At 75.0% G+C, this 24,081-nt stretch carries 22 protein-coding genes and 1 pseudogene; 13 read left to right on the top strand and 10 right to left on the bottom strand.

The annotated features are described in order from the left end of the window. Positions 1–276: 276 nt before the first annotated feature. Entirely contained in the window at positions 277–1,383 is a 1,107-nt protein-coding gene (locus ACI79S_RS06170; protein ID WP_456592555.1) for an enolase C-terminal domain-like protein, read from the top strand. A 15-nt stretch (positions 1,384–1,398) separates the two neighbouring features. On the opposite strand, the gene ACI79S_RS06165 is transcribed toward ACI79S_RS06170, so the two are convergent. The 8 genes from ACI79S_RS06165 to coxB are packed head-to-tail and all read right to left on the bottom strand — an operon-like array spanning position 1,399 to position 8,618. Continuing rightward, the gene (locus tag ACI79S_RS06165; RefSeq protein WP_456592554.1) at positions 1,399–2,673 is read right to left on the bottom strand and encodes a cytochrome b N-terminal domain-containing protein; all 1,275 of its coding nucleotides are present in this window, start codon (positions 2,671–2,673) and stop codon (positions 1,399–1,401) included. After that, positions 2,670–3,482 carry a QcrA and Rieske domain-containing protein gene (locus ACI79S_RS06160; RefSeq protein ID WP_456592553.1) on the bottom strand — a complete coding sequence of 271 codons (813 nt, stop codon included), beginning with the start codon at positions 3,480–3,482 and terminating at the stop codon, positions 2,670–2,672. The genes ACI79S_RS06165 and ACI79S_RS06160 overlap by 4 nt, the downstream gene beginning before the upstream one ends. Then, on the bottom strand, positions 3,479–4,309 hold the full coding sequence (locus ACI79S_RS06155; protein WP_456592552.1) for a c-type cytochrome: 831 nt from the start codon (positions 4,307–4,309) through the stop codon (positions 3,479–3,481). The genes ACI79S_RS06160 and ACI79S_RS06155 overlap by 4 nt, the downstream gene beginning before the upstream one ends. After that, positions 4,306–4,692 carry a c-type cytochrome gene (locus ACI79S_RS06150; protein WP_456592551.1) on the bottom strand — a complete coding sequence of 129 codons (387 nt, stop codon included), beginning with the start codon at positions 4,690–4,692 and terminating at the stop codon, positions 4,306–4,308. The genes ACI79S_RS06155 and ACI79S_RS06150 overlap by 4 nt, the downstream gene beginning before the upstream one ends. Then, a complete protein-coding gene (locus tag ACI79S_RS06145; protein WP_456592550.1) occupies positions 4,689–5,159 on the bottom strand; it encodes a hypothetical protein in 471 nt (156 codons plus the stop codon). Before ACI79S_RS06145 ends, ACI79S_RS06150 begins: the two co-directional genes overlap by 4 nt. Further along, positions 5,156–5,764: a cytochrome c oxidase subunit 3 gene (locus ACI79S_RS06140; RefSeq protein WP_456592549.1), complete on the bottom strand. Its 609-nt coding sequence runs from the start codon at positions 5,762–5,764 to the stop codon at positions 5,156–5,158. The genes ACI79S_RS06145 and ACI79S_RS06140 overlap by 4 nt, the downstream gene beginning before the upstream one ends. After that, positions 5,761–7,665, bottom strand: a complete 1,905-nt coding sequence (gene ctaD, locus ACI79S_RS06135) for a cytochrome c oxidase subunit I (protein WP_456592548.1) — start codon at positions 7,663–7,665, stop codon at positions 5,761–5,763. Before ctaD ends, ACI79S_RS06140 begins: the two co-directional genes overlap by 4 nt. Beyond that, a complete protein-coding gene (gene coxB / locus ACI79S_RS06130) occupies positions 7,662–8,618 on the bottom strand; it encodes a cytochrome c oxidase subunit II (protein ID WP_456592547.1) in 957 nt (318 codons plus the stop codon). Before coxB ends, ctaD begins: the two co-directional genes overlap by 4 nt. Before the next feature lie 148 nt (positions 8,619–8,766). Here coxB and ACI79S_RS06125 point away from each other — a divergent pair, with 148 nt between their 5' ends. The 9 genes from ACI79S_RS06125 to ACI79S_RS06085 all read left to right on the top strand — a co-directional run bounded on the left by ACI79S_RS06125 (position 8,767) and on the right by ACI79S_RS06085 (position 16,440). Further along, entirely contained in the window at positions 8,767–9,417 is a 651-nt protein-coding gene (locus ACI79S_RS06125) for an ABC transporter ATP-binding protein (protein WP_456592546.1), read from the top strand. Beyond that, positions 9,414–10,091 carry a heme exporter protein CcmB gene (locus tag ACI79S_RS06120; protein WP_456592545.1) on the top strand — a complete coding sequence of 226 codons (678 nt, stop codon included), beginning with the start codon at positions 9,414–9,416 and terminating at the stop codon, positions 10,089–10,091. Before ACI79S_RS06125 ends, ACI79S_RS06120 begins: the two co-directional genes overlap by 4 nt. Positions 10,092–10,168: 77 nt before the next feature. After that, on the top strand, positions 10,169–10,906 hold the full coding sequence (gene ccsA / locus ACI79S_RS06115; RefSeq protein WP_456592544.1) for a cytochrome c biogenesis protein CcsA: 738 nt from the start codon (positions 10,169–10,171) through the stop codon (positions 10,904–10,906). A gap of 91 nt (positions 10,907–10,997) precedes the next feature. Then, the gene (locus ACI79S_RS06110) at positions 10,998–11,411 is read left to right on the top strand and encodes a cytochrome c maturation protein CcmE (protein WP_456592543.1); all 414 of its coding nucleotides are present in this window, start codon (positions 10,998–11,000) and stop codon (positions 11,409–11,411) included. Beyond that, the gene (locus ACI79S_RS06105; RefSeq protein ID WP_456592542.1) at positions 11,408–13,405 is read left to right on the top strand and encodes a heme lyase CcmF/NrfE family subunit; all 1,998 of its coding nucleotides are present in this window, start codon (positions 11,408–11,410) and stop codon (positions 13,403–13,405) included. Before ACI79S_RS06110 ends, ACI79S_RS06105 begins: the two co-directional genes overlap by 4 nt. Next, on the top strand, positions 13,402–13,941 hold the full coding sequence (locus ACI79S_RS06100) for a TlpA family protein disulfide reductase (protein WP_456592541.1): 540 nt from the start codon (positions 13,402–13,404) through the stop codon (positions 13,939–13,941). The genes ACI79S_RS06105 and ACI79S_RS06100 overlap by 4 nt, the downstream gene beginning before the upstream one ends. Further along, positions 13,938–15,134, top strand: coding sequence for a cytochrome c-type biogenesis protein CcmH (locus tag ACI79S_RS06095; protein WP_456592540.1), 1,197 nt, complete (start codon positions 13,938–13,940; stop codon positions 15,132–15,134). Before ACI79S_RS06100 ends, ACI79S_RS06095 begins: the two co-directional genes overlap by 4 nt. Then, entirely contained in the window at positions 15,131–15,529 is a 399-nt protein-coding gene (locus ACI79S_RS06090) for a hypothetical protein (RefSeq protein ID WP_456592539.1), read from the top strand. The genes ACI79S_RS06095 and ACI79S_RS06090 overlap by 4 nt, the downstream gene beginning before the upstream one ends. Further along, positions 15,526–16,440 (top strand): cytochrome c oxidase assembly protein, encoded by a 915-nt coding sequence (locus ACI79S_RS06085; RefSeq protein WP_456592538.1) that lies wholly within the window; start codon positions 15,526–15,528, stop codon positions 16,438–16,440. Before ACI79S_RS06090 ends, ACI79S_RS06085 begins: the two co-directional genes overlap by 4 nt. A gap of 13 nt (positions 16,441–16,453) precedes the next feature. Here the strand turns inward: ACI79S_RS06085 and ACI79S_RS06080 are convergent, their stop codons facing one another. Together ACI79S_RS06080 and ACI79S_RS06075 are read right to left on the bottom strand one after the other, a co-directional pair. After that, positions 16,454–16,858 (bottom strand): phage holin family protein, encoded by a 405-nt coding sequence (locus ACI79S_RS06080; RefSeq protein ID WP_456592537.1) that lies wholly within the window; start codon positions 16,856–16,858, stop codon positions 16,454–16,456. A 96-nt stretch (positions 16,859–16,954) separates the two neighbouring features. Further along, positions 16,955–18,424, bottom strand: coding sequence for a phytoene desaturase family protein (locus tag ACI79S_RS06075; protein ID WP_456592536.1), 1,470 nt, complete (start codon positions 18,422–18,424; stop codon positions 16,955–16,957). 198 nt (positions 18,425–18,622) lie between these two features. Here ACI79S_RS06075 and fdh point away from each other — a divergent pair. The 3 genes and pseudogenes from fdh (at position 18,623) to nrfD (ending at position 23,984) form a co-directional block, all read left to right on the top strand. Then, positions 18,623–21,904 (top strand): annotated as a pseudogene (gene fdh / locus ACI79S_RS06070) (formate dehydrogenase). Next, the gene (locus ACI79S_RS06065; RefSeq protein WP_456592535.1) at positions 21,901–22,938 is read left to right on the top strand and encodes a 4Fe-4S dicluster domain-containing protein; all 1,038 of its coding nucleotides are present in this window, start codon (positions 21,901–21,903) and stop codon (positions 22,936–22,938) included. The pseudogene fdh and the gene ACI79S_RS06065 overlap by 4 nt, the downstream one beginning before the upstream one ends. Then, on the top strand, positions 22,935–23,984 hold the full coding sequence (nrfD, locus tag ACI79S_RS06060) for an NrfD/PsrC family molybdoenzyme membrane anchor subunit (protein ID WP_456592534.1): 1,050 nt from the start codon (positions 22,935–22,937) through the stop codon (positions 23,982–23,984). Before ACI79S_RS06065 ends, nrfD begins: the two co-directional genes overlap by 4 nt. Positions 23,985–24,081: the final 97 nt, after the last annotated feature.

Raw genomic sequence — 24,081 nt, 5'->3', positions numbered from 1 at the left:
CCCCCCCCCCCCCCCCCCCCCCCCCCCCCCCCCCCCCCCCCCCCCCCCCCCCCCCCCCCCCCCCCCCCCCCCCCCCCCCCCCCCCCCCCCCCCCCCCCCCCCCCCCCCCCCCCCCCCCCCCCCCGCCGTGGTGACCGCGGCGGCCACCGCGGTGCGGCGCACGCTGGCCGGCCGCTCCACCGGCTGATCGGTCGCCGGACCCGTCCATCGTCGAGACAGGCACACCCGCCTCGGGAGGGAGGAGCTCGCGTTGCTCTGGTTCTGGTGGTGGCTGCTGTGACGGCGCCGGACGTCCCGGTGCGGGGCCTCGAGGTCGCCGTCTACCGGCTACCGACCGATCGCCCCGAGGCCGACGGCACGCTGCAGTGGGACGCGACGACGGCGATCGTGGTGCGCGCCGCAGCGGGGGACCGCACGGGAACCGGCTGGACCTTCGCGGACGCCTCGACCGCGGCCGTCGTCCGGGGCCTGCTCGCCGGCGTGGTGGAGGGGCGGTCGGCCCTGCACCCGCAGGACGCCACGCACGCCATGGCCCGGGCCGCCCGCAACGCCGGCGTCCCCGGCCTGGTCGCGATGGCGATCTCCGCGATCGACGTAGCGCTCTGGGACCTGAAGGCGCGGTTGCTCGACGTGCCGCTGGCGGTGCTCCTCGGGGCCGTGCGGCAGGACTCGCCGGTCTACGCCAGCGGTGGGTTCACCACCTACGACGACGCGGAGACCCGCGAGCAGCTGACGGGCTGGCTCGACCGGGGCTTCGACCGGGTGAAGATCAAGATCGGGGAGTCGTGGGGCAGCGCGGAGGGCCGCGACCTGGCCCGCACGCGGTTGGCCCGGGAGGTCGTCGGGGACGGGGTCGACCTGCTGGTCGACGCCAACGGCGGCTACACCGCCAAGCAGGCCGTCCGGGTGGGCCGGACGCTCGACGACCTGGGGGTCGTCTGGTTCGAGGAGCCGGTCTCCTCCGACGACCTGGCGGGGCTGCGACTCGTGCGCCGGAGCCTGGACTGCGACGTCGTCGCCGGCGAGTACGGCGCGCGGATCGAGGACTTCGCCGCCCTCTGCGGCGCCGGCGCCGTGGACTGCCTGCAGGTGGACGCCAGCCGCTGCGGCGGGGTCACCGAGTGGTTGCGCGCGTCAGCGGTGGCCGAGGGGCACGGGCTCGAGGTCTCCGCGCACTGCGTGCCCACGCTGCACGCCCACCTCGGCCTGGCCACGCCGAACCTGCGCCACCTCGAGTGGTTCCATGACCACGAGCGGTTCGAGCGCCGGCTGTTCGATGGTGCCCCCGAGCCGCGGCAGGGCCGGGTCCGGCCGGACCTCGCCGCCCCGGGGCTCGGCGTGAGCCTGCGCGAGGCCGACGTCGAGGAGCTGCGGGTGGCCTGAACCGCACCGGCCGGGTCAGAGCGGGGACTGGCGGGAGCGCCGCCGGGCGTACCAGAACATGGCGCCGGCGAGCACCGGCGGGGCCACCACCAGCGCGATCCGCAGGAACCAGATGACGGTGACCACCTCCAGCCCGAGCACCTGGGCGATCACGTCGCTGGCTGCCCCCGCACCCGTCACCGCGCCGAGCGTCACGACGAAGGTGACGAAAGCGACGCGGAACGGTGCGTCGAGCGGCCGCTCGCTGAGGTCGAGGTCGGGTTCCGGACGCCGGCGGAACAGCCGCTCCAGCAGCGGGTAGACCAGCACCGCGCCGCCGATGAGCACCGGCAGCAGGACACCGCCCAGGAACGGGTTGGTGATCGTCGCCCCCAGGATGCTGAACTCCACGGCCGGCAGGATCAGGATGCCGCCCTCGGCCGGGAACAGGTACCAGTCCGGGTACATGTCGTTGCCGGCCACCCCAGGCAGGTACGGGCCGATGTGCAGGACGTCCCCGAAGGGGACCAGCGCGGCGGAGACCACGAGCAGCGAGGTGGTCAGCAGGGTGAGCAGCAGGGCGCGGGACCGCAGCCCGCTCCGGCCGGGGGTCGCGACGACGAGCTGCCCGTCGGGGCGCCGGCGGCGCGGCAGCACGGTGTGCCGCTGGCGGACGACGAGCCACAGGTGGACGGCGAGCAACCCTCCGAAGGCGACCGGCAGCAGCAGGACGTGCAGCCAGAACAGCCGGGGGACGACGTCGGCGACGTCCGGGCCCGCGAAGACGAGGTCGGCCAGTTCGCCGCCGAGCCAGGGCATGCTGGCCGCGATCGAGTACCCGATCCGGACGCTGCTGCCGGTGATCACGTCGTAGACCAGGTTCTGGCCCGACCAGCCCAGCCCGAAGGCCAGTGCCAGCAGGACCAGGCCGATCAGGTAGTTGGAGATGCGGCGACCCCGGAAGGCCCCGGCGAGCAGCACCCGCAGCACGTGGAGCAGCAGGGCCGCGACGAACAGGTAGCTCGCCACCCGGTGCACCCGGCGCAGCAGCAGCCCGCCCGGCAGGTCGTGGCTGATCGACACGACGGAGGAGAACGCGGCCGGCAGCTCGCGGCCGTCGTAGAGGTCGGCCGACCCCTGGTACTCCACCAGCTCGGCGGACGGTTGGTAGAAGAAGGTCAGCACCAGCCCGGTCAGCAGCAGCACGGCGAAGCAGATCACCGCGACCGGCCCGAGCAGGAACGACCAGTGCGTCGGGACGAACAGCTCGCGCAGCCACCGGGGCCGCGTCGGGGCTTCCTGGACGCTCATCCGCGCACCGGCCCGATGGGTGCGGGGAAGTCACCGATGGCCACCAGGAAGCCGTCCTCGTCGACGCCGAGGGGGAGCTGGGGGAGGGGGCGCGACGCCGGCCCGAACGTCGGTACCGCCCCCCGCGCCGCGTCGAAGGTGGCCTGGTGGCAGGGGCAGAACAGCGAGTCGCTGTCCTCCTGGTACAGCCCGACCGGGCAGCCGGCGTGCGTGCAGACCTTCGAGTAGGCGACCAGCCGGTCGCCGACGACCCAGTCGAGGACCGTCGGCGGCTGCGCCACTTGTGCGGAGAGCCGCACCAGCACGACCGCAGCCAGGTCCTGCCGGGCGGCGCCCTCGGGCCACACGGTGCCGAAGCCGCCGATCGGCACCTCCGCCGCGCGGATCCGCTGACCCTCGGCGGTCACCAGGTGCGCCCCTCGCCGCCAGCCGGTCGTCGGCGGCTCGTCCCGGCCCAGCCAGGCGAGCAGCCCGACGCCGGCGAGCGCGCCGATGCCGACGCCACCGAGGATCCAGCGCCGGCGGACCGGGTGCGCGGCGACCGCGGCGAGCAACGGCGCGTCCCCCGGCTCGCGCTGGGCCGGCCAGACCAGCTCCCGGTCCTCGGCCGCGGGCAGCGCGGCGGCCACGAGGGCGGCGCCCAGCGTGCCGGCGCCGAGGATCAGCCCGAGCGCGGAGGTGGGCCAGTCCAGCACCAGACCCGCCACGAACGCCGCGAGCAGCAGGGCGGCCCCGGCGCCGGCGCCGAGGACGACCGGCCGGCGCAGCGGCGCGGTGCGGGACTGCGGGTGGGGGTCCCTGGCCGTCACTGCTCCGTGTCCTCCCTGTCCTCCGGGTCCGAGGGGGTGCTCCCGGCCGGTTCCGGGGCCGACCGCCGGCCGGTCCGGACGACGAGCACCAGCGCACCCGCCATCGCCAGGGCGATCAGGCCGGTGAAGGCGCCGCCGTAGACGCGGCTGACGTCCGAGAGCCCCAGGGGCGTGGTCTCGGCGTCCGACAGGTCCTGCACGTAGGCGGCGATGTCGGCCGCGTCCTGCTCGCTGAGCACCTCGTCGCCGAACCGCGGCATCTCGAACGGGCCGACCCGGAGCGCCTCCACGATCCCGGTGGGGTCGATGCCGGTGACCTCCGGGGCGACCGTCCCGTCGGCCGAGATGCCGCCGTTCCCCGCGGCGCTGTGGCAGGGCGCGCAGTTGGTCAGCCACAGCGGCTGACCGCGGCCGGGGTCGCCGTCCGCCACCTCCGGGATCCCGCCCTCGAGGTCGAACTCGTCGGCCATCCAGGCGACGACGGCTTCCCGCTGCTGCTCGGAGAGCTGTTCCTCGACGGCTCCGACCTCCCGGTGCAGGATCGGCATCCGACCCGTCCGGATGACCAGGTCGACGTAGGCCACCGGCAGGCCGCGCAGGTCGGGGCCGGCCTCCACCCCGGTCCCGGGGATGCCGCTGCCGTCGTTGTTGTGGCAGATCCCGCAGTACCGCTGGTAGACGGTGCCGCCGTCCTGGATCTCCTCGGTCGCCGCCGGGGCCGGGGCGGCCTCGACCGGCGCCGCCGCCAGGGTGAGGCCCACGCAGGCCGCGACCAGCGCCAGCACCTGGAGCAGCCGCGCGGCCGTCGGGGTCCGGCGGCGGCTCACGACGGCTCCAGCGAGTAGAGGTAGGCGACGATGGCGTCGACGTCCTCGTCGGTCACGCCGAGGTCGGGCATCAGGTTGCCGGGGTCCAGCTCCTGGGGGTCCTGGATCCAGCTCCGCAGGTTCTCCGGCGTGTGCGGCAGCGTCCCGGCGATGGTGCGCCGCTCGACGATCGTCCCGAGCGGCGGGCCCACCCGGCCCTGCGGTCCGGTCACCCCGGGCACCTGGTGGCAGGCGGCGCAGCCGTACTCGCGCAGCAGCTCCCGCCCGCGGTCCGCGGACGCCTGCGGCTCGCCGGTCGCGCCGGTGCAGGCACTCAGCCCGGCCGTGGCGGCCACGAGCGCCGCCGCCAGCCGGAGCCGGGGTCCCCGACGTCGCCCGGTCACCAGCACGGTCCGTACACGAGGACGGGCGGCAGCGCCAGCACGATCAGGCCGACCGCCAGCAGGTTCATGGTGAGGCCGGTGAGCGCGAGCAGCCGGTTGCGCGCGGGGCTCGGCACGGGGTCCCAGGCGCCGGCCGGGGGCGCGTCCGCGGGGTCGCGCCGGCGCCGCCAGGGCAGCAGCGGGCGGAGCTCGGGGCCGGGCACGGCGGCGGACTCCGGCTGCGGTGGCAGGTGCCGCATCGCCCACCACGACGCCCACGTCGCGGCGAGGGCCATGACCGTGAGGGCCACGGTCAGCACGACGAGGAAGACGGGGAGCGCCAGGCCCTCGGTGGGGCACCCGATCTCGATGAACCAGTAGCCGACGAGCAGGTGCAGCAGCCAGGCCGTGGTGCCGCCGCCGACACCGAACCAGAACAGGAACGGCCGGCCCGCGGGGCGCTTGGTCTCCGGAGTCGCGGCGGTCACCAGAACCTCGGCGTCAGGTAGAGGGTGGCGGCGATGACGATCCAGGACCAGACCACGAAGTACCAGTAGTGCGCGGCGGTCACCGCCATCTCCTGCTCGCGGGGGCGCATGCTGCCGGTCCGCACGCGCAGCAGCACGATGCCCAGCCCGAGCAGGGCCAGGACGGCGTTGATGTGGTGGAAGCCGGCGAGGGCCAGGAAGAGGGAGCCGTACACGTCGCGCTGCGGGTCGATGTCGTTGGCGGCGTAGTCGGCGAACTGCACGAGGAGGAACGCCACCCCCAGGACGACGGCGGCGGCCAGCGCGACGGGGACCCGGCCGGCCGCCTGCCCGGCCCGCGCCGACAGGTGCACCGCGGCCACCGGGACGGCGCTGAGCAGCAGCAGCCCGGTGGCGACGGCGGTCAGCCCCAGCGCCGGTGCGGGCGCCGGCTCGGGCGGCCAGGTGTCGAAGCCGTCGCGCAGGTAGAAGTACGAGAACTCCAGCGCCGCGAGCATCGACACCAGGACGAGGAGGAGCAGCAGCATCCCCCACCACCCGGTGCCGCGGGCGATGTGCGGGGCCGGACGGGGTGCGGCGTCCCCGGCGTGTCCGCTGGTCCTCACAGCTGGTCCTGCCTGTTCCAGACCCAGGCCACACCGGTCACGACCGCGGCGAGCACACCGGTGAGGGCGACGGGGTAGACGTCGATCATCGTGCCGATCAGGGCGACGGTGAGCGCGGAGGCCATCAGCAGCGGCCACCACGACTTCTGCGGCAGGGTGACCAGCTCCTCGGGGGCGGCGTCGAGGATGCTGGTGAGCACGACCTGCCGCACGGGGGCGCGGGGCTCGCGCAGCTCGTCCTGCCAGGTCGCCGGATCGTACTTCGGCTTGAAGGGCCGGGTGTCCCACAACGGCGAGCGGCTGGCGATCTCCGGGATGCCGCGGAAGTTGTAGGCCGGCGGCGGCGAGGTCGCGTACCAGTCCAGCGTCTCCCCGCCCCACGGGTCGTCCCCGGCGCGCTCGCCGTACCGCGCCGACAGCACCACGTTCCCCAGCGTCATGAGCAGGCCCAGGGTGAGGACGACGGTGCCCGCGGTCGCGATCGCCTGCGTGAGCTCCCACCCCGTGCTCTCGGCGTAGGTGTAGAGGCGGCGCGGCATGCCCTGGAGCCCGGTGATGTGCAGCGGGAAGAACGTCACGTTGAAGCCGACGAAGGTCAGCCAGAACGCCGTCTTGCCGATGCGTTCGTCGAGCAGCCGGCCGCTCATCTTCGGCATCCAGAAGTGGACGGCGGCCAGCACCGGGAAGAGGATCCCGCCGATGAGCACGTAGTGGAAGTGGGCGACGACGAAGTAGCTGTCGTGGGCCTGCTGGTCGAACGGGACGGAGGCGACCATCACCCCGGTGACGCCCCCGAGGACGAAGATCACGATGAAGCCGACGACGTACATCATCGGCGTCTTCCACACCGCCCGTCCCTGCCAGATGGTGGCGATCCACGCCGAGACCTGGATGGCGCTGGGGATGGGGATGAACAGGCTCGCCACGGAGAAGAAGGCGAGCCCGAGCTGGGGGATCCCCGTCACGAACATGTGGTGCACCCACACGCCGAACGACAGGATGCCGATGGCGACCGTCGAGACGGCGATCAGGCTGTAGCCGACGATCCGGCTGCGCGCGAAGACCGGGACGATCGTGGAGACGATGCCCAGCCCCGGCAGCAGGATGATGTAGACCTCGGGGTGGCCGAAGAACCAGAAGAGGTGCTGCCAGAGCAGCGACTCGCCACCGGCCGCCGGATCGTAGAAGTGCGTGCCCACCTTGCGGTCGAGCTCGAGCAGCACGCTGGCCACCACCAGCGGCGGGAACGCGAAGATGACGGCGATCCCCGTGACGAGCACGTTCCACGCCAGCAGCGGCATCTGGCTGATCTTCATGCCCGGCGCGCGGTACCGGAGGATGAGGACCACCAGTTCGATCGCCCCGGCGATGGTCGCGATCTCCACGAAGGTCACGCCGAGCAGCCAGAAGTCGATCGAGGAGCTGGGGGAGTACTCGGGCCCGGTGAGCGGGGTGTAGGCGAACCAGCCGCCGTCGGGCACCTGGCCGAACAGGAAGCTGCTGTAGAGGAAGATCCCGCCGAGCACGTAGATGTACCAGCCGAAGGCGGTCAGCCGGGGGAACGGCAGGTCCCGGGTGCCGAGCATGAGCGGCAGGAAGTACATCGCGAAGGCTTCGCCCACCGGCACGGCGAACAGGAACATCATCGTCGTGCCGTGCATGGTGAACAGCTCGTTGTAGGTCTGCGCGTCGAGGAAGGTGCTCTCGGCGCTCCCGAGCTGCCAGCGCATCAGCACCGACTGGATGCCGCCCAGACCGAAGAAGACGAACGCGGTGATGAGGAAGCGCTGGCCCACCTGCTTGTGGTTGAGCGCCGTGAACCAGCCGGCCAGGCCGGGTGGGGTGGCCCACGTGGCGGCGAGCCGGTCCTCGGTGGCAGGGCGATCCTGCAGCGCGGTCATTCGAGGCTCTCCAGGTAGGCCAGCAGCGCCTGCAGGTCGTCGCCCGAGAGGTTGTTCGGCGGCATGCGGACGCCCGACTTGAGGCCCTGGGGGTCGAGGATCCAGCCCGCCAGGTTGCCCCGCGTGTTCTCGAGCATCCCCGAGGCGATGGTGTCCCGGGACGCGAGGTGGGTGAGGTCCGGGGCGAAGCCGTCCCCGTCGCTGACGTCCTCGATCCGGTGGCACTGCCCGCAGCCCGCGGCCAGGTACACCTCGCGGCCGGCCTCCTCGAGCTCGCCGTCCGGCTCCGCGGGCCCCGCCTGCAGCGCGACCAGGTGGTCGGCGAACTCGTCCTCCTCCTGGGCGACGAGGACGAACTGCATGCGGGCGTGCTGGATGCCGCAGAACTCGGCGCACTCCCCGAGGTAGCGGCCGGCCTCGTCGACCTGGAAGGACAGGACGTTGGTCTGCCCGGGGAGGAGGTCGAGCTTGCCGGCCACCGGCGGGATCCAGAGGCTGTGGATCACGTCCGCCGACGTCATCTCCAGCCGGACGGGGCGGCCGACCGGCACGTGGATCTCGTTCGCCGTCACCACGTCGGCGTCGGGGTAGCGCACCTCCCACCAGAACTGGTGGCCGACGACCTCCACCGTCAGCTCGCCGGGTGGCACGGGCCGGGAGATGTCGACGCCGACCACGAGGCTGTAGGCGAAGACGGCGGGGAGGACGACGATCGGGACGACCACGCCCCACACGGCGATGAAGGCCTTCGCGCCCCGGTCCGCGGCTCGTGGCTCGCGGCGCGCGCGGTGCCGGAGGGCCAGCACCAGGAACACCACGGTGGCGAGCCACAGCAGGCCCCCCAGGACGATCATGAACCAGGTGAGGCCGGCGATCTGCGCCGCCTCGGGCCCCACGGGATCGAGCACCGAGCCCGGCTCCGGTGCCGCCACCGGAGCGAGGTCGGCTGGCACGATCGCGCACCTCCGTGGCGGGCTGGTCGGGCTGCCCCTCCGGGGAGGGCTCCCGTGCGGTCGCGTCCGACCCTAGTGGCTGGCTCCGACCGCACAACCGCAGCTGTGCGGTCGGGGCGCCGGCGGCGGTGGCACGATCCTGGGCACGATGACCCAGTCGAGGACCGGCCGCCCTGCCGCGGGGGACCCGCCGGTGCTGTGCCTGCAGGAGGTGGCCCGCCGCTACGGCGGGCGGACGGCGCTCGCCCCCCTGACGCTGCGGCTGTCGGCCGGCGCGGTCTGCGTCGTCGGCGGGGGGAACGGCGCCGGCAAGACCACGCTGCTGCGGATCGCGGCGGGGCTGGTGGAGCCGACGTCGGGCACCCGGTCGGTGACCGGGCAGGCGCTGTACCTGCGCCCCGGGGCGGCCGCGCGCCGTCGGCAGCGGGCGCTGGACGCCGTGACGTTCGCCGGCGCCCTGGCCGGCCGGGAGCAGCCGGCCGGTGCCGCCGCGGCGGCCCTGACCGCCTGCGGGCTTCCGGAGGAGCTGTGGGCGCGGGAGGCCGGCCGCCTCTCGGCGGGGCAGCGGGCGCGGGTGACCCTCGCCGTGGCCCGTGTGGTGGTCCCGGCGGTGGTGTGCCTCGACGAACCCATGGAGCACCTCGACGCGGCCGGCCGGGAGGCCGTGCGCCGCACGGTCGAGGACCTGGCCCGCGACGGGTCGGCGGTGCTCGTCGCGGGCTCGGAGGTCGCCGCCGGCCTGGGCCCGGTCGACGCCCGCCTGGAGCTCGTCGGCGGCGCCGCGACGGTGCTCGGGTGAGCGGGGGAGGCGGACGGCAGGAGGGCCGCGCCGGTGTCCTGCGCACCGTCCCCCTGCTGGTCCGGCGGGACGCCCGGATCGCCCTGGGGGGCGTCGACGGCTTCGCCTCGGTGCTGCCGTTCGTCGCGGCCGGGGTCGTCCTGGGGGGCCTGGTGTTCGGCCCCGACCCCGCCGCGCTCCGGGCCGCGGCGCCCGGCCTGGTCTGGCTGCTCGTGCTCACCGCCGCCGTTCCGCTGGCCCGGCTGGTCGCGGCCGCGGAGCGCGACGAGGACTCCTGGGACCTGCTGCGCGGCCTCGTCCCGGCCGGGGCGCTGTTCCTCGCCAAGGCGGCCGTCCTCTGGACCGCGCTCGCGGTCACCTGGGCCACGGCGACCGTCCTCGCCGTCCTGCTCCTCGACGGCCCGGTCTCCCTCGCCGGGTGCGCCGCGGCGGCGCTCGGGCTGGTGGGCGTCGCGGCGAGCACCACGGTCTTCGGCGCCCTGCTGGCGGCCTCGGCCCGCGGAGCGGGCCTGCTCGCCGCCCTGGTGCTCCCCGCCGGGCTGCCCGCGCTGCTGGCCGGGACGCAGGCCGCCGTCGTGGCGGAGCCGTTCCCGTGGCTGGTGCTGCTGGTCGCCTACGACATGGTCGTCGGGGCGACCGCCTGGGCCGTCTTCCCCTTCCTCCTGGAGGAGTGAGAGGCTGGCCGGGTCCCCGCTGACCCAGCCGTCCCCGAGCCTTCCCGGGCGGGGACCGGTCGACAGGAGGAGCGAGCGTGCGTAGGACTCCGGCGCCCGGCGGTGCGCTCCTTCCCGCCGCCGCTGCCGGGGCGACCGCGGTCGCGCTGGTCCTGGCGCTCGTCGTCGCCCCCGAGGACGCGGTGCAGGGCCCGGCGCAGCGGTTGATGTACGTGCACGTCCCCGCCGCCTGGGTGGCCTACCTGGCGTTCGCCACCGTGCTGGTGTGCAGCGTGGGCTACCTGGTGCGCCGTGAGCTGCGCTGGGACCGGTACGCGCAGGCCGCCGCCGAGCTGGGTGTCGGGCTGACGGCGCTGGCGATCGCGCTGGGCATGCTCTGGGGTCGCCCCGTCTGGGGCGTCTGGTGGACGTGGGACGCCCGTCTGGTCACGACGACGGTGCTCCTGCTGGTCTACGTCGCCTACCTCGGCGTCCGCCGGATGGCCGACGACCCGCACGTCGCCGCCCGCCGGTCCGCGGCCGTCGGCATCGTCGCCTTCCTCAACGTGCCGGTCGTGCACTTCTCGGTCGTGTGGTGGCGGACGCTGCACCAGCCGCCCACCGTGCTCGGCCCCGAGGGCAGCCCGCCGATCCACCCCACGATGGCGTGGGCGCTGGGCGCGGGCGTCCTCGCCTTCACCCTCCTCGCGGTGCTCGTGGTCCGCCGCCGCGTCGCCCGGCTGCGCGCGGCGGCGTCCGAGCCGGCGGGTGCGCCCGCCCGTACCGGCGGCGAGGGCGCGCCGGTGATCACCGTCGTCCCCGGAGGCGGCCGGTGAGCGGGCAGCTGGCGGTGGTCCTCGGCTACCTGCTCACGCTGCTGGTGTGGGCGGGGTACCTGTGGGCCACCCGACCCGGGCGGGGTGACCGGTGAGCCGGTCGACCGCGCGGCGGCGCACCCTGTCGCTCCGGCTGCTGGTGGTGGTCGGGGCGGTGTCCGGCGCGCTCGCCCTGCTGGGGGTCAGCGGGCTGGCCGACACGCTCGTCTACTACCGCACGCCGACGGAGGTCCTGGCGGAGCGACCGGCGGAGGACGAGCGGCTGCGCCTCGGGGGGCTGGTGCAGGCCGGCTCCCTGGAGCGCGTCGGCGCCGAGGCCCGGTTCACCGTCACCGACGGCGTCGGGACCCTCCCCGTCGTCTACGCCGGGGCGCTGCCGGCGGTGTTCGCCGAGGGGCAGGGCGCCGTCGTCGAGGGGTGGCTGCGCGCGGACGGCGTCTTCGTCGGCGACCTGGTCCTGGTCAAGCACTCCAACGAGTACCAGCCGATCGGGGAGACCGGGTGACGGCGCTGCTCGGGACCGCCTCGCTGGCCTCGGGACTCGTCCTCGCGCTCACGTCCGTGGCGGCCTGGGTGGGCGTCGCGACGGGCCGCGGGGCGGCCGGATCCGCGCGGCGGCTGACCTACGCCGTCCTCGGGGCGGCGCTGGCGGCCGCCGCCGTGCTCGAGTGGGCGTTGCTCACCCACGACTTCGGCGTGCGGTACGTGGCGGAGAACGGCGGTCGCGCCGTGCCGCTGTACTACACGGTGACCAGCCTCTGGTCCGCCCTGGAGGGGTCGCTGCTGCTCTGGCTGGTGGTGCTCGCCGGGTACGCCGCCGCGGTCGCCCGCCGCCCGGACGCGCGGGCCGCCCGGCACCACCCCTGGGTGCTCGTGACGCTGTCGGTCGTCGCCGCCTTCTTCTTCGCGCTCGCGCTGTTCGGTGGCAACGCGTTCGAGCGGGTGTCCCCGGTGCCCGCGGACGGCCCGGGCCCCAACCCGCTGCTGCAGGACAACCCGCTCATGGGGGCGCACCCACCGCTGCTGTACCTGGGGTACGTCGGTCTCGCGGTCCCCTTCGCCTACGCGGTCGCGGCCCTCGTCACCGGGGACACCGGGCGCGGCTGGCTGCTGGCCGTCCGCCGCTGGACGCTGGTGGCCTGGACCTTCCTGACGCTGGGCATCGTGCTCGGCGCCTGGTGGTCCTACGCGGTGCTGGGCTGGGGCGGCTACTGGGCGTGGGACCCGGTGGAGAACGCCTCCCTGCTGCCGTGGCTGACGGCCACGGCGCTGCTGCACTCCGCCATGGTCCAGGAGCGGCGGGCGACCCTGCGGGTGTGGAACGTCTGCCTGGCCGTCGCCTCCTTCGTGCTCGTGCTGGTCGGCACGTTCCTCACCCGCAGCGGCATCGTCGACAGCGTCCACGCCTTCAGCCGGTCGTCGCTGGGGGCGCTCCTCCTGGGATTCGTCGCCGTCGTCCTCGCGACCGTCGCGGTGCTGCTGGTGTGGCGCGCCGACCGGCTCGGACCGGACGGGACCCTGTCCGCCCGGCTCTCCCGGGAGACGGTGTTCCTCGGGAACAACGTGCTGCTGGTGGGGCTGGCCTTCACCGTCCTGCTGGGCACGCTCTTCCCGGTGTTCGCCCAGCTGGCCGACGGCCGCCAGGTGTCGGTGGGCCCGCCCTACTACAACCAGATGGCGGTACCGGTCGCGCTGGTCGTGCTGCTGCTGATGGCGCTGGGACCGCTGGTGTCGTGGGGGAGCGACTCGGTGCCGGCGCTCGCCCGCCGGGTGGCGGTGCCGGTCGCAGTCGCCGTCGCGCTGGTCGCGCTGCTGGTGGTGCTGGGCGTCTCCGGTGCCGCGGCGCTGACCGCGTTCGGCCTGGCCGCCCTCGTGCTGGCCACGTCGGTGCAGCTCGTCGGCCAGGGGGCCGGCGTCGTCCGGCGGGCCACCGGCCGGTCGTGGCCACGGGCGCTGCTCGAGGCCGGCCGTCGCCGGCGCCGGCTGTACGGCGGGCTGGTCGTGCACGTCGGGGTGGCGCTGGCCGCCGTCGCCGTCGCGGCGTCCTCCTCCTTCGCGACGGCGACGGAGCAGCGCGTCGCGGTGGGGGACGCGGTGGGCGCGGCGGGCTGGACGGCGCGGCTGGAATCGGTCGAACGCGAGCGGACGGCCCAGGAGATGCGTGTGGTCGCGCGGCTGGAGCTCGAGGAGGCGGGCCGGGCGCGGGGCGCGGCCGCGCCCGAACTGCGGACGTTCCCCGCGCACTCGATCACGGTCGCCTCACCGGCGGTCCGCTCCACGCTCGTCGGCGACGTCTACCTGACCGTCACCGAGGTCGACCCGGACGGCCGGTGGGCGCTGGTCCGGATCGCGGTGAACCCGCTGGTCTCCTGGCTCTGGATCGCCGGTGGGGTGATGGCGCTGGGGGCCGCGGTGGCCGGCTGGCCCACCCGCCGGCTCCGTGGGCGGCCGGAGGCGTCGGAGGAACCGGCGTCCAGCCTGTCGTCGGGGGATCGGTGAGCGGCCGGCGGCGGTGGCTGCTGCTGGTCCCCGCCCTGCTCGTGGGTCTGGTGCTGACCGTGCCGCTCGCTCTCGCGCTGGACCGCCCCGGGGGCGCGACCTCCACGGCGATCGTGGGGGGCCCGGCCCCGGCCCTGGCGGGTGCCACCCTGGACGGGGGACACGTCGACCTCGCGGAGCTGCGCGGCTCGGTGGTGCTGGTCAACGTCTGGGCCTCGTGGTGCGCGCCCTGCCGGGAGGAGATGCCGTTGCTGGTCGAGACGGCACGGCAGTGGGGGCCGCAGGGCCTGCGCGTCGTCGGCATCGACGTGAACGACGACGACGATGCCGCCCGCGAGTTCCTCGCGGGCGTCGGCGGGACCCCGTTCCCGAGCGTGGCCGACGCCGACGGCCGGCTGGCCGTGGAGTGGGGGACGACGGGTGTGCCCGAGACCTTCGTCGTCGACCGGGACGGCACGGTCGTCGCCCGCCGGGTGGGCGCTGTCTCCGCCGCGTGGCTGGCGGAGGAAGTGCTGCCGCGGCTGGAGGCGGGGTGAGCGGCCGGGCGCGGGTCCTGGCCGTCGTGCTGGCGGTGCTCGCGCTCGCCGCCGCGCTGTGGTGGCGCCAGGAGCCGATCACGCAGCCCGATCCGGCGGCGACCGCGCGGGAGATCGCGGCCGGGCTGCGGTGCCCCACCTGTGCGGGCGAGTCCGCGGCGGACTCGGCGGCGCCGGCGGCCCGCGGGATGCGCGCGGTCATCGCCGAGCGGGTGGCGGCAGGCGAGAGCCCCGAGGAGATCCGCGCCTGGTTCGTGGGGCGCTACGGCGAGTGGATCCTGCTCGACCCGCCCCGGGAGGGGGTGGGCTGGGCGCTGGTCGTCCTGCCGGGGGTGGCCCTGGTGGGCGGGGTGGTCGCGGTCGGCGTCCTGGTCTCCCGCCGGCGGCCGGCGGCCGGGACGGCGCTGACCGACGCCGACCGCAGGGCGGCGGAGGCAGCCGTCGCCGCTGCGGTCGCCCGCCGCGACGGGTTCACCGGATCCGGTGCGGACGAGCGGCTGGAGGCCGCCCTCCAGCTGCTCGAGGACGTCCGGTCCGGGCCGCGCGGCGCGCACGCGCGCGCCGCGGAGGACGAGCTGCTGGCGGAGGTCCTGCGGCTCACCTCCGCGCAGCCGGACCCGGCGGTGGCCGTGCCCGCCGAGGAGGACGGCGCGGCGCCGGACGGGGAGCCGGCGCCCGATCGGCGGGGGTGGTTGCCGCGGCCCGCGGTGCTCGTGCCGGTGGTGGCCGTGGCCGTGGTCGGCGCGGTCGCCGTGGTCGCCGTCCCCCGGGTGCTCGCCCCCGCCGCGGCAGGGCCGGAGGAGGCGGGGGTCCCGGCCGCGCAGGAGGGGGCAGCGGCCGCCGACCTCGCCGACGAGCTGCTCCGGCAGGCGCGGGCGCTGGACGACGCCGGCCGGTTCGGCGAGGCGGCGACCGCCTACCGGGCGGTGCTCGAGGAGCGACCGCAGGATTTGGCGGTGGTGCTGTCGCTGGCCTTCGCGCTGCTCCGCGACGAGCGGCCGGAGGAGGCCGCCCCCCTCGTGCGGACCGTCCTCGCCGCGGCGCCCGAGCACCCGGAGGCGCTGCTCATGCTGGGCTCCGCCGAGCACGCCCTCGGTGACCCGACCGCCGGCACCACCCTGCGGCGCTTCCTGGAGCTGGCCCCCGACCACCCGGCCGCGGACGCGGTGCGGGAACTGCTGGGGGAGCCGTGAGCGCGCACCCGGCCCGCGCGCTGCTGCCGCTCGCGCTCGTGGTCGCTCTCGCCGGATGCACCGCCGATGCCCCGCCGTCCGCGGCGGCGCCGCCGGCGGGCGAGCAGCGGGTGGGGCTGACCGAGTGGGACATCGTCACCGAGGGCCGCCCGCTGGCCGCCGGGGACGTCCGGCTCGTCGTCACGAACGCCGGGGCCGCGCCGCACGACCTCGCCGTCCGCGTCGACGGCGACCAGCGCGCCGTCACGCCGGTGCTCGACCCGGGTGAGGCGCACGAGCTGGCCTTCGCGGTGGCGGCGGACGAGCGCGTCGAGCTGTGGTGCACCGTGACGGGCCACCACGCCGCGGGCATGCACACGGTCCTCGACGTGGTGGCCGGGGGGCCGGTGCGTTGAGCGGCGCCCCGGTCCCCGGCAGCACGCTGGCCCACCCGCTCGGCGGGGGCGGCGACTGGTCGTACGCGACGATCGCGTTCCTCGGGCTGGCCGCGCTCGGCTACGCCTGCCTGCTGGCCTGGACGGCGCCCCGTCGTCGGTCGCCCTGGGCGGCGGCCGGACCGGGTGCGGCCTGGCTGCTCGGCCTGACCGCGCTCGGCGCCGCCCTCGCCTCGCCGCTGGAGCGGCTGGCCGAGGACTCCCTCACCGCCCACATGGCGCAGCACCTGCTGCTGACCATCGTCGCCGCACCGCTGCTCGTGCTCGCCGATCCGGTGCCGCGCGTGCTGACCGCGCTGCCGCCCCGCGCCCGCGAGGTCCTCGCCCGCCCGTGGTCGGCGGTGGCCCGGCGTGCCCGTCGTCCCGGCGTGGTCCTCGCGGTGGCCGCCGGCTACCTGGCCGTCGTCCTGCTGTGGCACCTGCCCGGCGCCTACGAGGCGGCGGTGCGCTCGGAGGCGGTGCACGTCGCCGAGCACCTGACGTTCCTCGCCGCGGCGGTGGTCTTCTGGTGGTGCCTGCTGCGGGTGCCGCGCCGGCGGCTCGGTCAGCTCGTGGCCGGGCTGGTCGCCGTGCTCGTGCCGGCGTTCGGTGAGGCCGTGCTCGGCGGCGTCATGATGCTGTCGTCCACCCCCTGGTACGGGGTCTACGTGGAGACGGCGGTCGACCACGGCTTCGACCCGGTGGCCGACCAGCAGGTGGCCGGCGCCGTGCTGTGGGCCGCCGGGACACCTGTCTACCTCCTGGCCGCCGTGGTGCTGGTCCTGCGCCTGGTCCGGTCCGCACCGGCGGACGACCGGCCTCCGCTGCCGGTGCCACCCATGCCCGACCGGTCCCGGCCGGCGCGCGCGGCCGTCGACGCCGCGCCTCGCTGAGCGCCGCGGCGCCTCAGCCCGTGGCCGGGCGGCGGGCGGTGGCGATGCGGACGTCCTCGCGCAGGCTCTCCACCGTCTCGTCCGGGACGAGCGGCCACGCACGGCGCAGCTCCGCGAGCGCACCGGCGAGGAGCGCGCCGGCGCCACCGGCGAACAGCCCGGTCGCCAGCGCGGCGGAGGCCGTCGGGCCGAGCCGCCGGTCGAGGAGACGGAGCAGGAGGGCGGTCGAGGTACCGACCGACATCGCCCCGAGGACGCCGGCGGCGCCCAGGAGTGCGCCGGCACGGCCGGCCTGCCGGGCCTTGCCGGCCAGCTCGGCCTGGGCGTGCTGCAGCTCCTGCCGGACCAGGGCCGAGAGGTCGGTGCTCAACGACTGGAGCAGGTCGCTGGTGGAGTTGCTCCGGGTCGGTTCGCTCATGGGTGCTCCTCGCGCTGGGGCGGGTGGACCGGTGCGGCACCACGTCCGCTACCCGCGGCCCCCGGGATCCGAACCCGGGGCGCGCGAACCGGGGCGTCAGGCCGCGGCGGGCCGCAGCGGTGGCGCGGTGCGCACGCCGAAGACCTCCCGCAGCGCCACCCGCGCCGCGTTGTCCCCGCACATGCCGTGGACGGCGGGCCCGGGTGGGGTGGCCGACGAGGCCAGGTAGGTGCCCGGCACGGGTGTCTTGTAGGTGTTCCACCGGGGCACGGGGCGGGCGAGCATCTGCCAGAGGGACGCCTCGCCGTTGGAGATCTCCCCGCCGACGTAGTTGGGGTTGTACGCCTCCATCTCGGGTGCGCGCATGGTGTGCCGGGCCAGGATCGTGTCGCGGAACCCCGGGGCGAACCGCTCCACCTGCGCCTCGATCCGGTCGGTCATGTCGACGTCGGACCCGTTCGGCACGTGCGCGTACGCCCACAGCACGTGCCCGCCGGACGGTGCCCGCGTCGGGTCGGCCACGGTCGGCTGCACGGCGATCACGAACGGCCGGTCGGTGTCGCGTCCGGAGGAGGGGGCGGACTCGGCGGCGACGGTCTCGTCGAGGGTGCCCGACAGGTGCACCGTGCCGGCGCGGCGGACGTCGGCGTGGGTCCAGGGCACCGGTTCCGACAGCGCCCAGTCGATCTTGAAGACGCCCGGGCCGTGGCGGTACCGGGAGACCCAGCGGCGGTACCCCTCGTGGACGCGGTCGCCGGCCAGCCGGACGAAGGCCCGCGGGGTGGTGTCCAGCAGGACCGCGGGGACGCCGTCGAACTCGCGCAGGTCGGTGACCTCGTGCCCGGTGACCACCTCGCCCCCCTGTTCCCGGAGGGCGACGACCATCGCGTCGGCCATCCGCTGGGAGCCGCCCTCGATCACCGGCCAGCCGCTGTGGTGGGCGAGCATCCCCTGCAGCAGGCCGAGCCCGCCGGTGATCGCGCGGGTGAGGTCCAGCGTCCCGTGCGCGGCGGCCCCGGCGAGCAGCGCGCTCGGCTCCTCGGTGCGGAACCAGCGGCGCGCCAGCCGGCGGACGTCGGGCAGCCCGTTGACGGCGAACCAGGCCATCGCCGGCAGGCTCCGGGTGGGGATCCGGCGCAGCGCGCTGCCGAGGAAGAAGTCCACGAGGTCGTCGCCCGCGTCGACCAGCGGGCCGAGCAGCCGCCGGTAGGCGGGGCCGTCGGGTCCGAACCCGTCCGCCGTCTCCTCCAGCGACCGGTGGGCGATCGCCGCCCGGCCGCCGTCGAGGGGGTGGGCGTAGGGGACCTCCGGGTGCAGGAGCCGCACGCCGCGGGAGGGCAGGTCGAACTCGCGGAAGAACGGAGCGGCGGCCGCCATGGGGTGCACCGAGGCGCAGATGTCGGAGAGGAAGCCCGGCCGGGTCAGCTCGGCGGAGCGGATGCCTCCTCCGGGCCGGTCGTCGCGCTCGAGGACCTGCACCCGCAGCCCCGCGGCGGCCAGCCGGAGGGCCGCCGCCAGTCCGTTGGGCCCCGAACCGACGACGACGGCGTCCGGCTTCCCGTTCATCGACCCCATGCTGGGTCAGGACCCGGCCGGCGGCCAGCCGGCGGTCGTGGACCTCCGGCGCAAAGGTGCAGGCCGCCCGGCCGGTCGCTAGGGTCGAACCGTAGCCCGAACGGACCGAGGTGTGTGGCCGAGCTCGTGCCCGCACGCCCAGCGACCCGGCCACCGCTTCCGGCGGTCGGGGCTCTGCAAGGGGAGTTCATGAAGACCTGGCTCGAGGCGTGGCCGGTGGTCCGGCAGCTCACCGGAGACGATCCGTCCGGCCGCGGCAGCGCCGTCCGGAGCAGGCGGACGGACTCCCTGACCCCTCGCACGGCGACCGCCGACCGGGTGGTGCAGAGCGTGTGCCCCTACTGCGCGGTGGGCTGCGGCCAGCGGGTGTTCGTCCAGGACGAGAGGGTCACCCAGATCGAGGGTGACCCCGATTCGCCGATCAGCCGCGGCCGGCTGTGCCCCAAGGGGGCGGCCAGCAAGAACCTGGTCACCAGTACGACCCGCCAGACCAAGGTCCGCTACCGCCGTCCGCACGGGACGGAGTGGGAGGACCTCGACCTCGACACCGCGATGGACATGATCGCCGACCGGGTGATCAGGACCCGCCGCGAGACCTGGCAGGACGAGGTCGACGGCAAGCGGGTCAACCGCACGATGGGGATAGCGAGCCTCGGAGGGGCGACCCTCGACAACGAGGAGAACTACCTCATGAAGAAGCTCTACACCGCCATGGGCGCGGTGCAGGTCGAGAACCAGGCGCGCATATAGCACTCCTCCACGGTCCCCGGTCTGGGGACCACGTTCGGTCGCGGCGGCGCGACGATGCCGCAGCAGGACCTGGCCAACTCCGACTGCATCGTCATCCAGGGCTCCAACATGGCCGAGGCACACCCCGTGGGCTTCCAGTGGGTGATGGAGGCCAAGGCCCGCGGCGCGACGGTCATCCACGTCGACCCGCGGTTCACCCGCACCAGCGCGCTGGCCGATCTGCACGTCCCGCTGCGGGCGGGCAGCGACATCGCCTTCCTCGGCGGGCTGATCAACCACGTCCTGCAGAACGAGCTGGAGTTCCGCGAGTACGTCGTCGCCTACACCAACGCGGCGGCCATCCTGCGGGAGGACTTCCAGGACACCGAGGACCTCGACGGCCTGTTCTCCGGCTACGACCCGGAGAAGGGGGAGTACGACGAGACGTCGTGGCAGTACGAGGGCACGGAGGTCACCGCCGCGGCCGGGCAGCGCCAGACGCCCAAACCGGGGGCGTCCGGCGTCTCCGGCGCGCGGCCGGCCGACGCGGAGGAGCACGCGGAGGGCGGCTCGGAGGAGTCGGGCAGCGGTGGCGTCCCCATCGGCGGCAAGCCCCGTCGCGACGAGACGCTCCAGCACCCCCGGTGCGTCTACCAGGTGCTCAAGCGCCACTACGCGCGCTACACCCCGGAGCTGGTCCACGAGGTGTGCGGCATCGAACCGGCCGTCTTCCGGAAGGTCGCCGAGGCGCTGACGAGCAACTCCGGTCGCGAGCGCACCAGCGCCTTCGTCTACTCGGTCGGCTGGACCCAGCACACCGTCGGCGTCCAGTACATCCGCGCCGCGAGCGTGCTGCAGGCGCTGCTGGGGAACATGGGCCGCCCGGGCGGGGGCATCCTGGCGTTGCGCGGGCACGCCAGCATCCAGGGGTCGACCGACATCCCCACCCTCTACAACCTCCTCCCGGGGTACATCCCGATGCCGCACGCCCGCGAGGACCGCGACCTGGACGACTTCGTCGCCGAGGCCTCGGGCTCCGTCGGCTACTGGGGCAACATGCGGAAGTACGCGGTCAGCCTGCTGAAGGCCTGGTGGGGCGACGCCGCGCAGCCGGAGAACGACTTCTGCTTCGACCACCTGCCGCGGCTGACCGGTGACCACAGCAACTACCAGACGATCGCCGAGCAGATCCAGGGCACCGTGCCCGGCTACTTCCTCGTCGGCGAGAACCCGGTCGTCGGCAACGCCAACGGGAAGATGTCCCGGCTCGGGCTGGCCAACCTCGAGTGGCTCGTCGTCCGTGACCTGCAGCTGATCGAGTCGGCGACGTTCTGGGAGAACGGCCCGGAGATCGAGAGCGGCGAGCTGGTGACCGAGCAGATCCCGACCGAGGTGTTCTTCCTGCCCGCGGCGGCGCACGTGGAGAAGGACGGCTCGTTCACCAACACCCAGCGGCTGCTGCAGTGGCACTCCCAGGCCGTGGAGCCCCAGGGCGACTGCCGCAGCGACCTGTGGTTCTACTTCCACCTCGGCCGCATCATCCGCGAGAAGCTCGCCGGCTCCACCGACCCGCGGGACCGGCCGATCCTCGACCTCACCTGGGACTACCCGACCCACGGGCCCCACGACGAGCCCAGCGCGTACGCGGTGCTCCGCGAGATCAGCGGCACCGGGCCGGACGGCACGGCGGTGTCCGGGTACACCGAGCTGGCGGACGACGGGTCGACCAGCTGCGGCTGCTGGATCTACTCCGGGGTCTTCGCCGACGAGGTGAACCAGGCCAACCGCAAGAAGCCGCACACCGAGCAGGACCTGGTGGCGCCCGAGTGGGGCTGGGCGTGGCCGATGAACCGCCGGGTGCTGTACAACCGCGCCTCGGCCGACCCCGAGGGCCGGCCGTGGAGCGAGCGCAAGAAGTACGTGTACTGGGACGACGACGCCGGGAAGTGGACCGGCCCCGACGTCCCGGACTTCCAGGCCACCAAGCGCCCCGACTACGTCCCTGCCGAGGGCGCCAAAGCCGAGGACGCCCTGTCGGGCACCGACCCGTTCATCATGCAGGGCGACGGCAAGGCGTGGCTGTTCGTGCCGGCCGGGCTGGCCGACGGGCCGATGCCGACCCACTACGAGCCGGCCGAGTCGCCGGTGCCCAACCCGCTGTACGAGCGGCAGGCCAACCCCGCGCGCAAGGAGCTCAGGGGGGCGTGGAACCGGGCCAACCCGGCGATGAACGAGGTCTTCCCGTTCGTCGTCACCACCTACCGGCTCACCGAGCACCACACCGCCGGCGGGATGAGCCGCACCCTGGAGTACCTCGCCGAGCTGCAGCCCGAGTTCTTCTGCGAGGTCAGCCCCCAGCTGGCCGCCGAGCGCGAGCTGGAGCACATGGGCTGGGCCACGCTGGTCAGCACGCGCAACGCCATCGAGGCACGGGTGCTCGTCACCGAGCGGATGCGCCCGCTGCGGGTCGCCGGCCGCGAGGTGCACCAGATCGGCCTCCCGTACCACTGGGGCCAGAACGGCATCACCACCGGCGACTCGGCCAACGAGCTGCTCGGCGTGGTGATGGACCCGAACGTGCACATCCAGGAATCCAAGGTCGCCACCTGCGACATCCGGCCCGGCCGCCGGCCCCGGGGGCCGGCGCTGGTCGAGTTCGTCGAGGACTACCGCCACCGGGCCGGCGTCGCCAGTGGGCGGCTCGGCCCGAACGGACGAGCCCCGATCGAGGAGCGGTCATGACGACGATCAGTTCGGCGAGCACCGCCTTCTCCGGGGACGACCCGCACAACCGGTTGTTCGGCCCGGTCCCCGACGTCGCCGGCGAGCGCGGGTACGGCGACGACCACCCGCCCCGGGTCGGCTTCTTCACCGACACGTCGGTGTGCATCGGCTGCAAGGCGTGCGAGGTGGCGTGCAAGGAGTGGAACACGCTCCCGATGGACGATGCCGAGGGCAACCGGGCGCAGCTCGGGCTGACCGGGGCGTCGTACGACAACACCGGCCTGCTCGGGGCCAACAGCTGGCGGCACGTGGCGTTCGTCGAGCAGAGCCGCGCGGTCGACCTCCCGATGCCGACGGTGGGAGCGCCGGGCGCGGTCGGCGGGCAGCGGCCGCTGGAGGACCCACCCGTCGTCCACCCGCGGGTGCCGGCGTCGGCCACCACGGCCGAGCAGAGCGCGCCGCAGCAGACGCCGTCGGCGGACCGGGAGATCCGGTGGCTGATGAGCTCCGACGTCTGCAAGCACTGCACGCACGCCGCCTGCCTCGACGTCTGCCCGACCGGCTCGCTGTTCCGCACCGAGTTCGGCAGCGTCGTGGTGCAGGAGGACATCTGCAACGGCTGCGGCTACTGCGTGCCCGCCTGCCCCTACGGCGTGATCGACCAGCGGGAGGACGACGGGCGGGTGTTCAAGTGCACCCTCTGCTACGACCGGCTGACCGATGGCCTCCAGCCCGCCTGCGCCAGCGCCTGCCCCACCGAGTCGATCCAGTTCGGCGACCTGGACGAGCTCCGCGCCCGGGCCGACGCCCGGCTCGCGGCACTGCAGGACAAGGGCGTCGAGGGGGCCCGGCTGTACGGGCACGACGAGGACGACGGCGTCGGGGGAGCGGGCGCCTTCTTCCTGCTCCTGGACGAGCCGGAGGTGTACGGGCTGCCGCCGGACCCGGTGGTGACCACCCGCGACCTGCCGTCGATGTGGCGGCACGTCGCCGCGGGCGCGGCGATGGTGGTCGGTGTGGTGGCGTCGGCGTTCGTGGGGCGACGCCGGTGACGGCGGCCGACGGCGTCCCCGGGGCGGGCTGGCGCCGGGCGGACGGGCCACCGGCCCAGGACCGGGAGCGACGTCGCCGCTCGGGGAGCCGGCCGCCGCGCCCTGGCGAGTCGGTGGTCGGGGAGGCGGAGTTCACCTCCTACTACGGGCGGCCGGTGATCAAGCCGCCGGTGTGGAAGACCCCGGACGTGCCGCTGTACCTCTTCCTCGGTGGGGCGGCCGGGTCGTCGGCGCTGCTGGGGGCGATGGCCGAGCTGACCGGCCGGCCGGGACTCGCGCGGGTCGGGCACCTGACCGCCGGCGGTGGGGCGCTGTCGTCGGTGGCCTTCCTCATCCACGACCTGGGCCGGCCGGAGCGGTTCCTCTACATGCTGCGGGTGCTCAAGCCGACCTCGCCGCTGTCGGTGGGTTCCTGGATCCTCGCACCGTTCAGCGCCCTGGCCACGGCCACGGCCGGCGCCCACCTGCTGGGTCGCTTCCCGCGCCTGCGGATGCTCACCGGGGTGGGGGCGGCCGTGCTCGGCGGGCCGATGACCACCTACACGGCGGCGCTCCTCTCCAACACCGCGGTTCCCTCGTGGCACGAGGTGCACCGGGAGCTGCCGTTGGTCTTCGCCGGGTCGGCCATGGCCGCCGGGGGAGGCATCGCCACGGCGTGCACCCCGGTCGCGGAAGCAGGGCCGGCCCGGAAGGTCGCGGTGGCCGGTGCCGCGATCGAGCTCGGGATGATGCACCGGGTGGAGCACAGCCACGGGTTGCTCAGCGAGCCCTACCGCGCCGGTCGCCCAGGACGGCTGCTGACGACGGCCCGGGCCTGCACGCTGGCCGGGACGGCGCTGACGCTGGCCTCCGGCCGGCGCCGGCTGCCGGCGGTGCTCGGGGGAGCCCTGCTGGCGGCCGGCTCCGCGCTCACCCGGTTCGGCGTCTTCGACGCCGGCATGGCCAGCGCGAAGGACCCGAAGTACACCGTCGAACCGCAGCGGGCACGGGCTGCCGGACGGGACGCGGCGAACGCGAGCGCCGAGGAAGCGCACACGGCGTCCTGAGTCCGGCAGCACGGTGACTTCCGGGTGGGAGAGTCCCCGACCGTCATGGAGGCCCGCCGTGCCGTACTGGCACGCGGGTCGAGCCGAGCCACCGGGC

The sequence above is a fragment of the Blastococcus sp. SYSU DS1024 genome, from assembly GCF_054050795.1.
The sequence above is the reverse complement of the archived record's forward strand: the minus strand, read 5'-3'. Positions and strand labels throughout refer to the sequence as shown.

Bases quoted from the DNA above. Each gene is read 5' to 3' on its own strand.
- ACI79S_RS06075 (WP_456592536.1), bottom strand. From the start codon at position 18,424: ATGAACGGGAAGCCGGACGCCGTCGTCGTCGGTTCGGGGCCCAACGGA.
- ACI79S_RS06080 (WP_456592537.1), bottom strand. From the start codon at position 16,858: ATGAGCGAACCGACCCGGAGCAACTCCACCAGCGACCTGCTCCAGTCG.
- ACI79S_RS06065 (WP_456592535.1), top strand. From the start codon at position 21,901: ATGACGACGATCAGTTCGGCGAGCACCGCCTTCTCCGGGGACGACCCG.
- ACI79S_RS06125 (WP_456592546.1), top strand. From the start codon at position 8,767: ATGACCCAGTCGAGGACCGGCCGCCCTGCCGCGGGGGACCCGCCGGTG.
- ACI79S_RS06165 (WP_456592554.1), bottom strand. From the start codon at position 2,673: ATGAGCGTCCAGGAAGCCCCGACGCGGCCCCGGTGGCTGCGCGAGCTG.
- ctaD (WP_456592548.1), bottom strand. From the start codon at position 7,665: ATGACCGCGCTGCAGGATCGCCCTGCCACCGAGGACCGGCTCGCCGCC.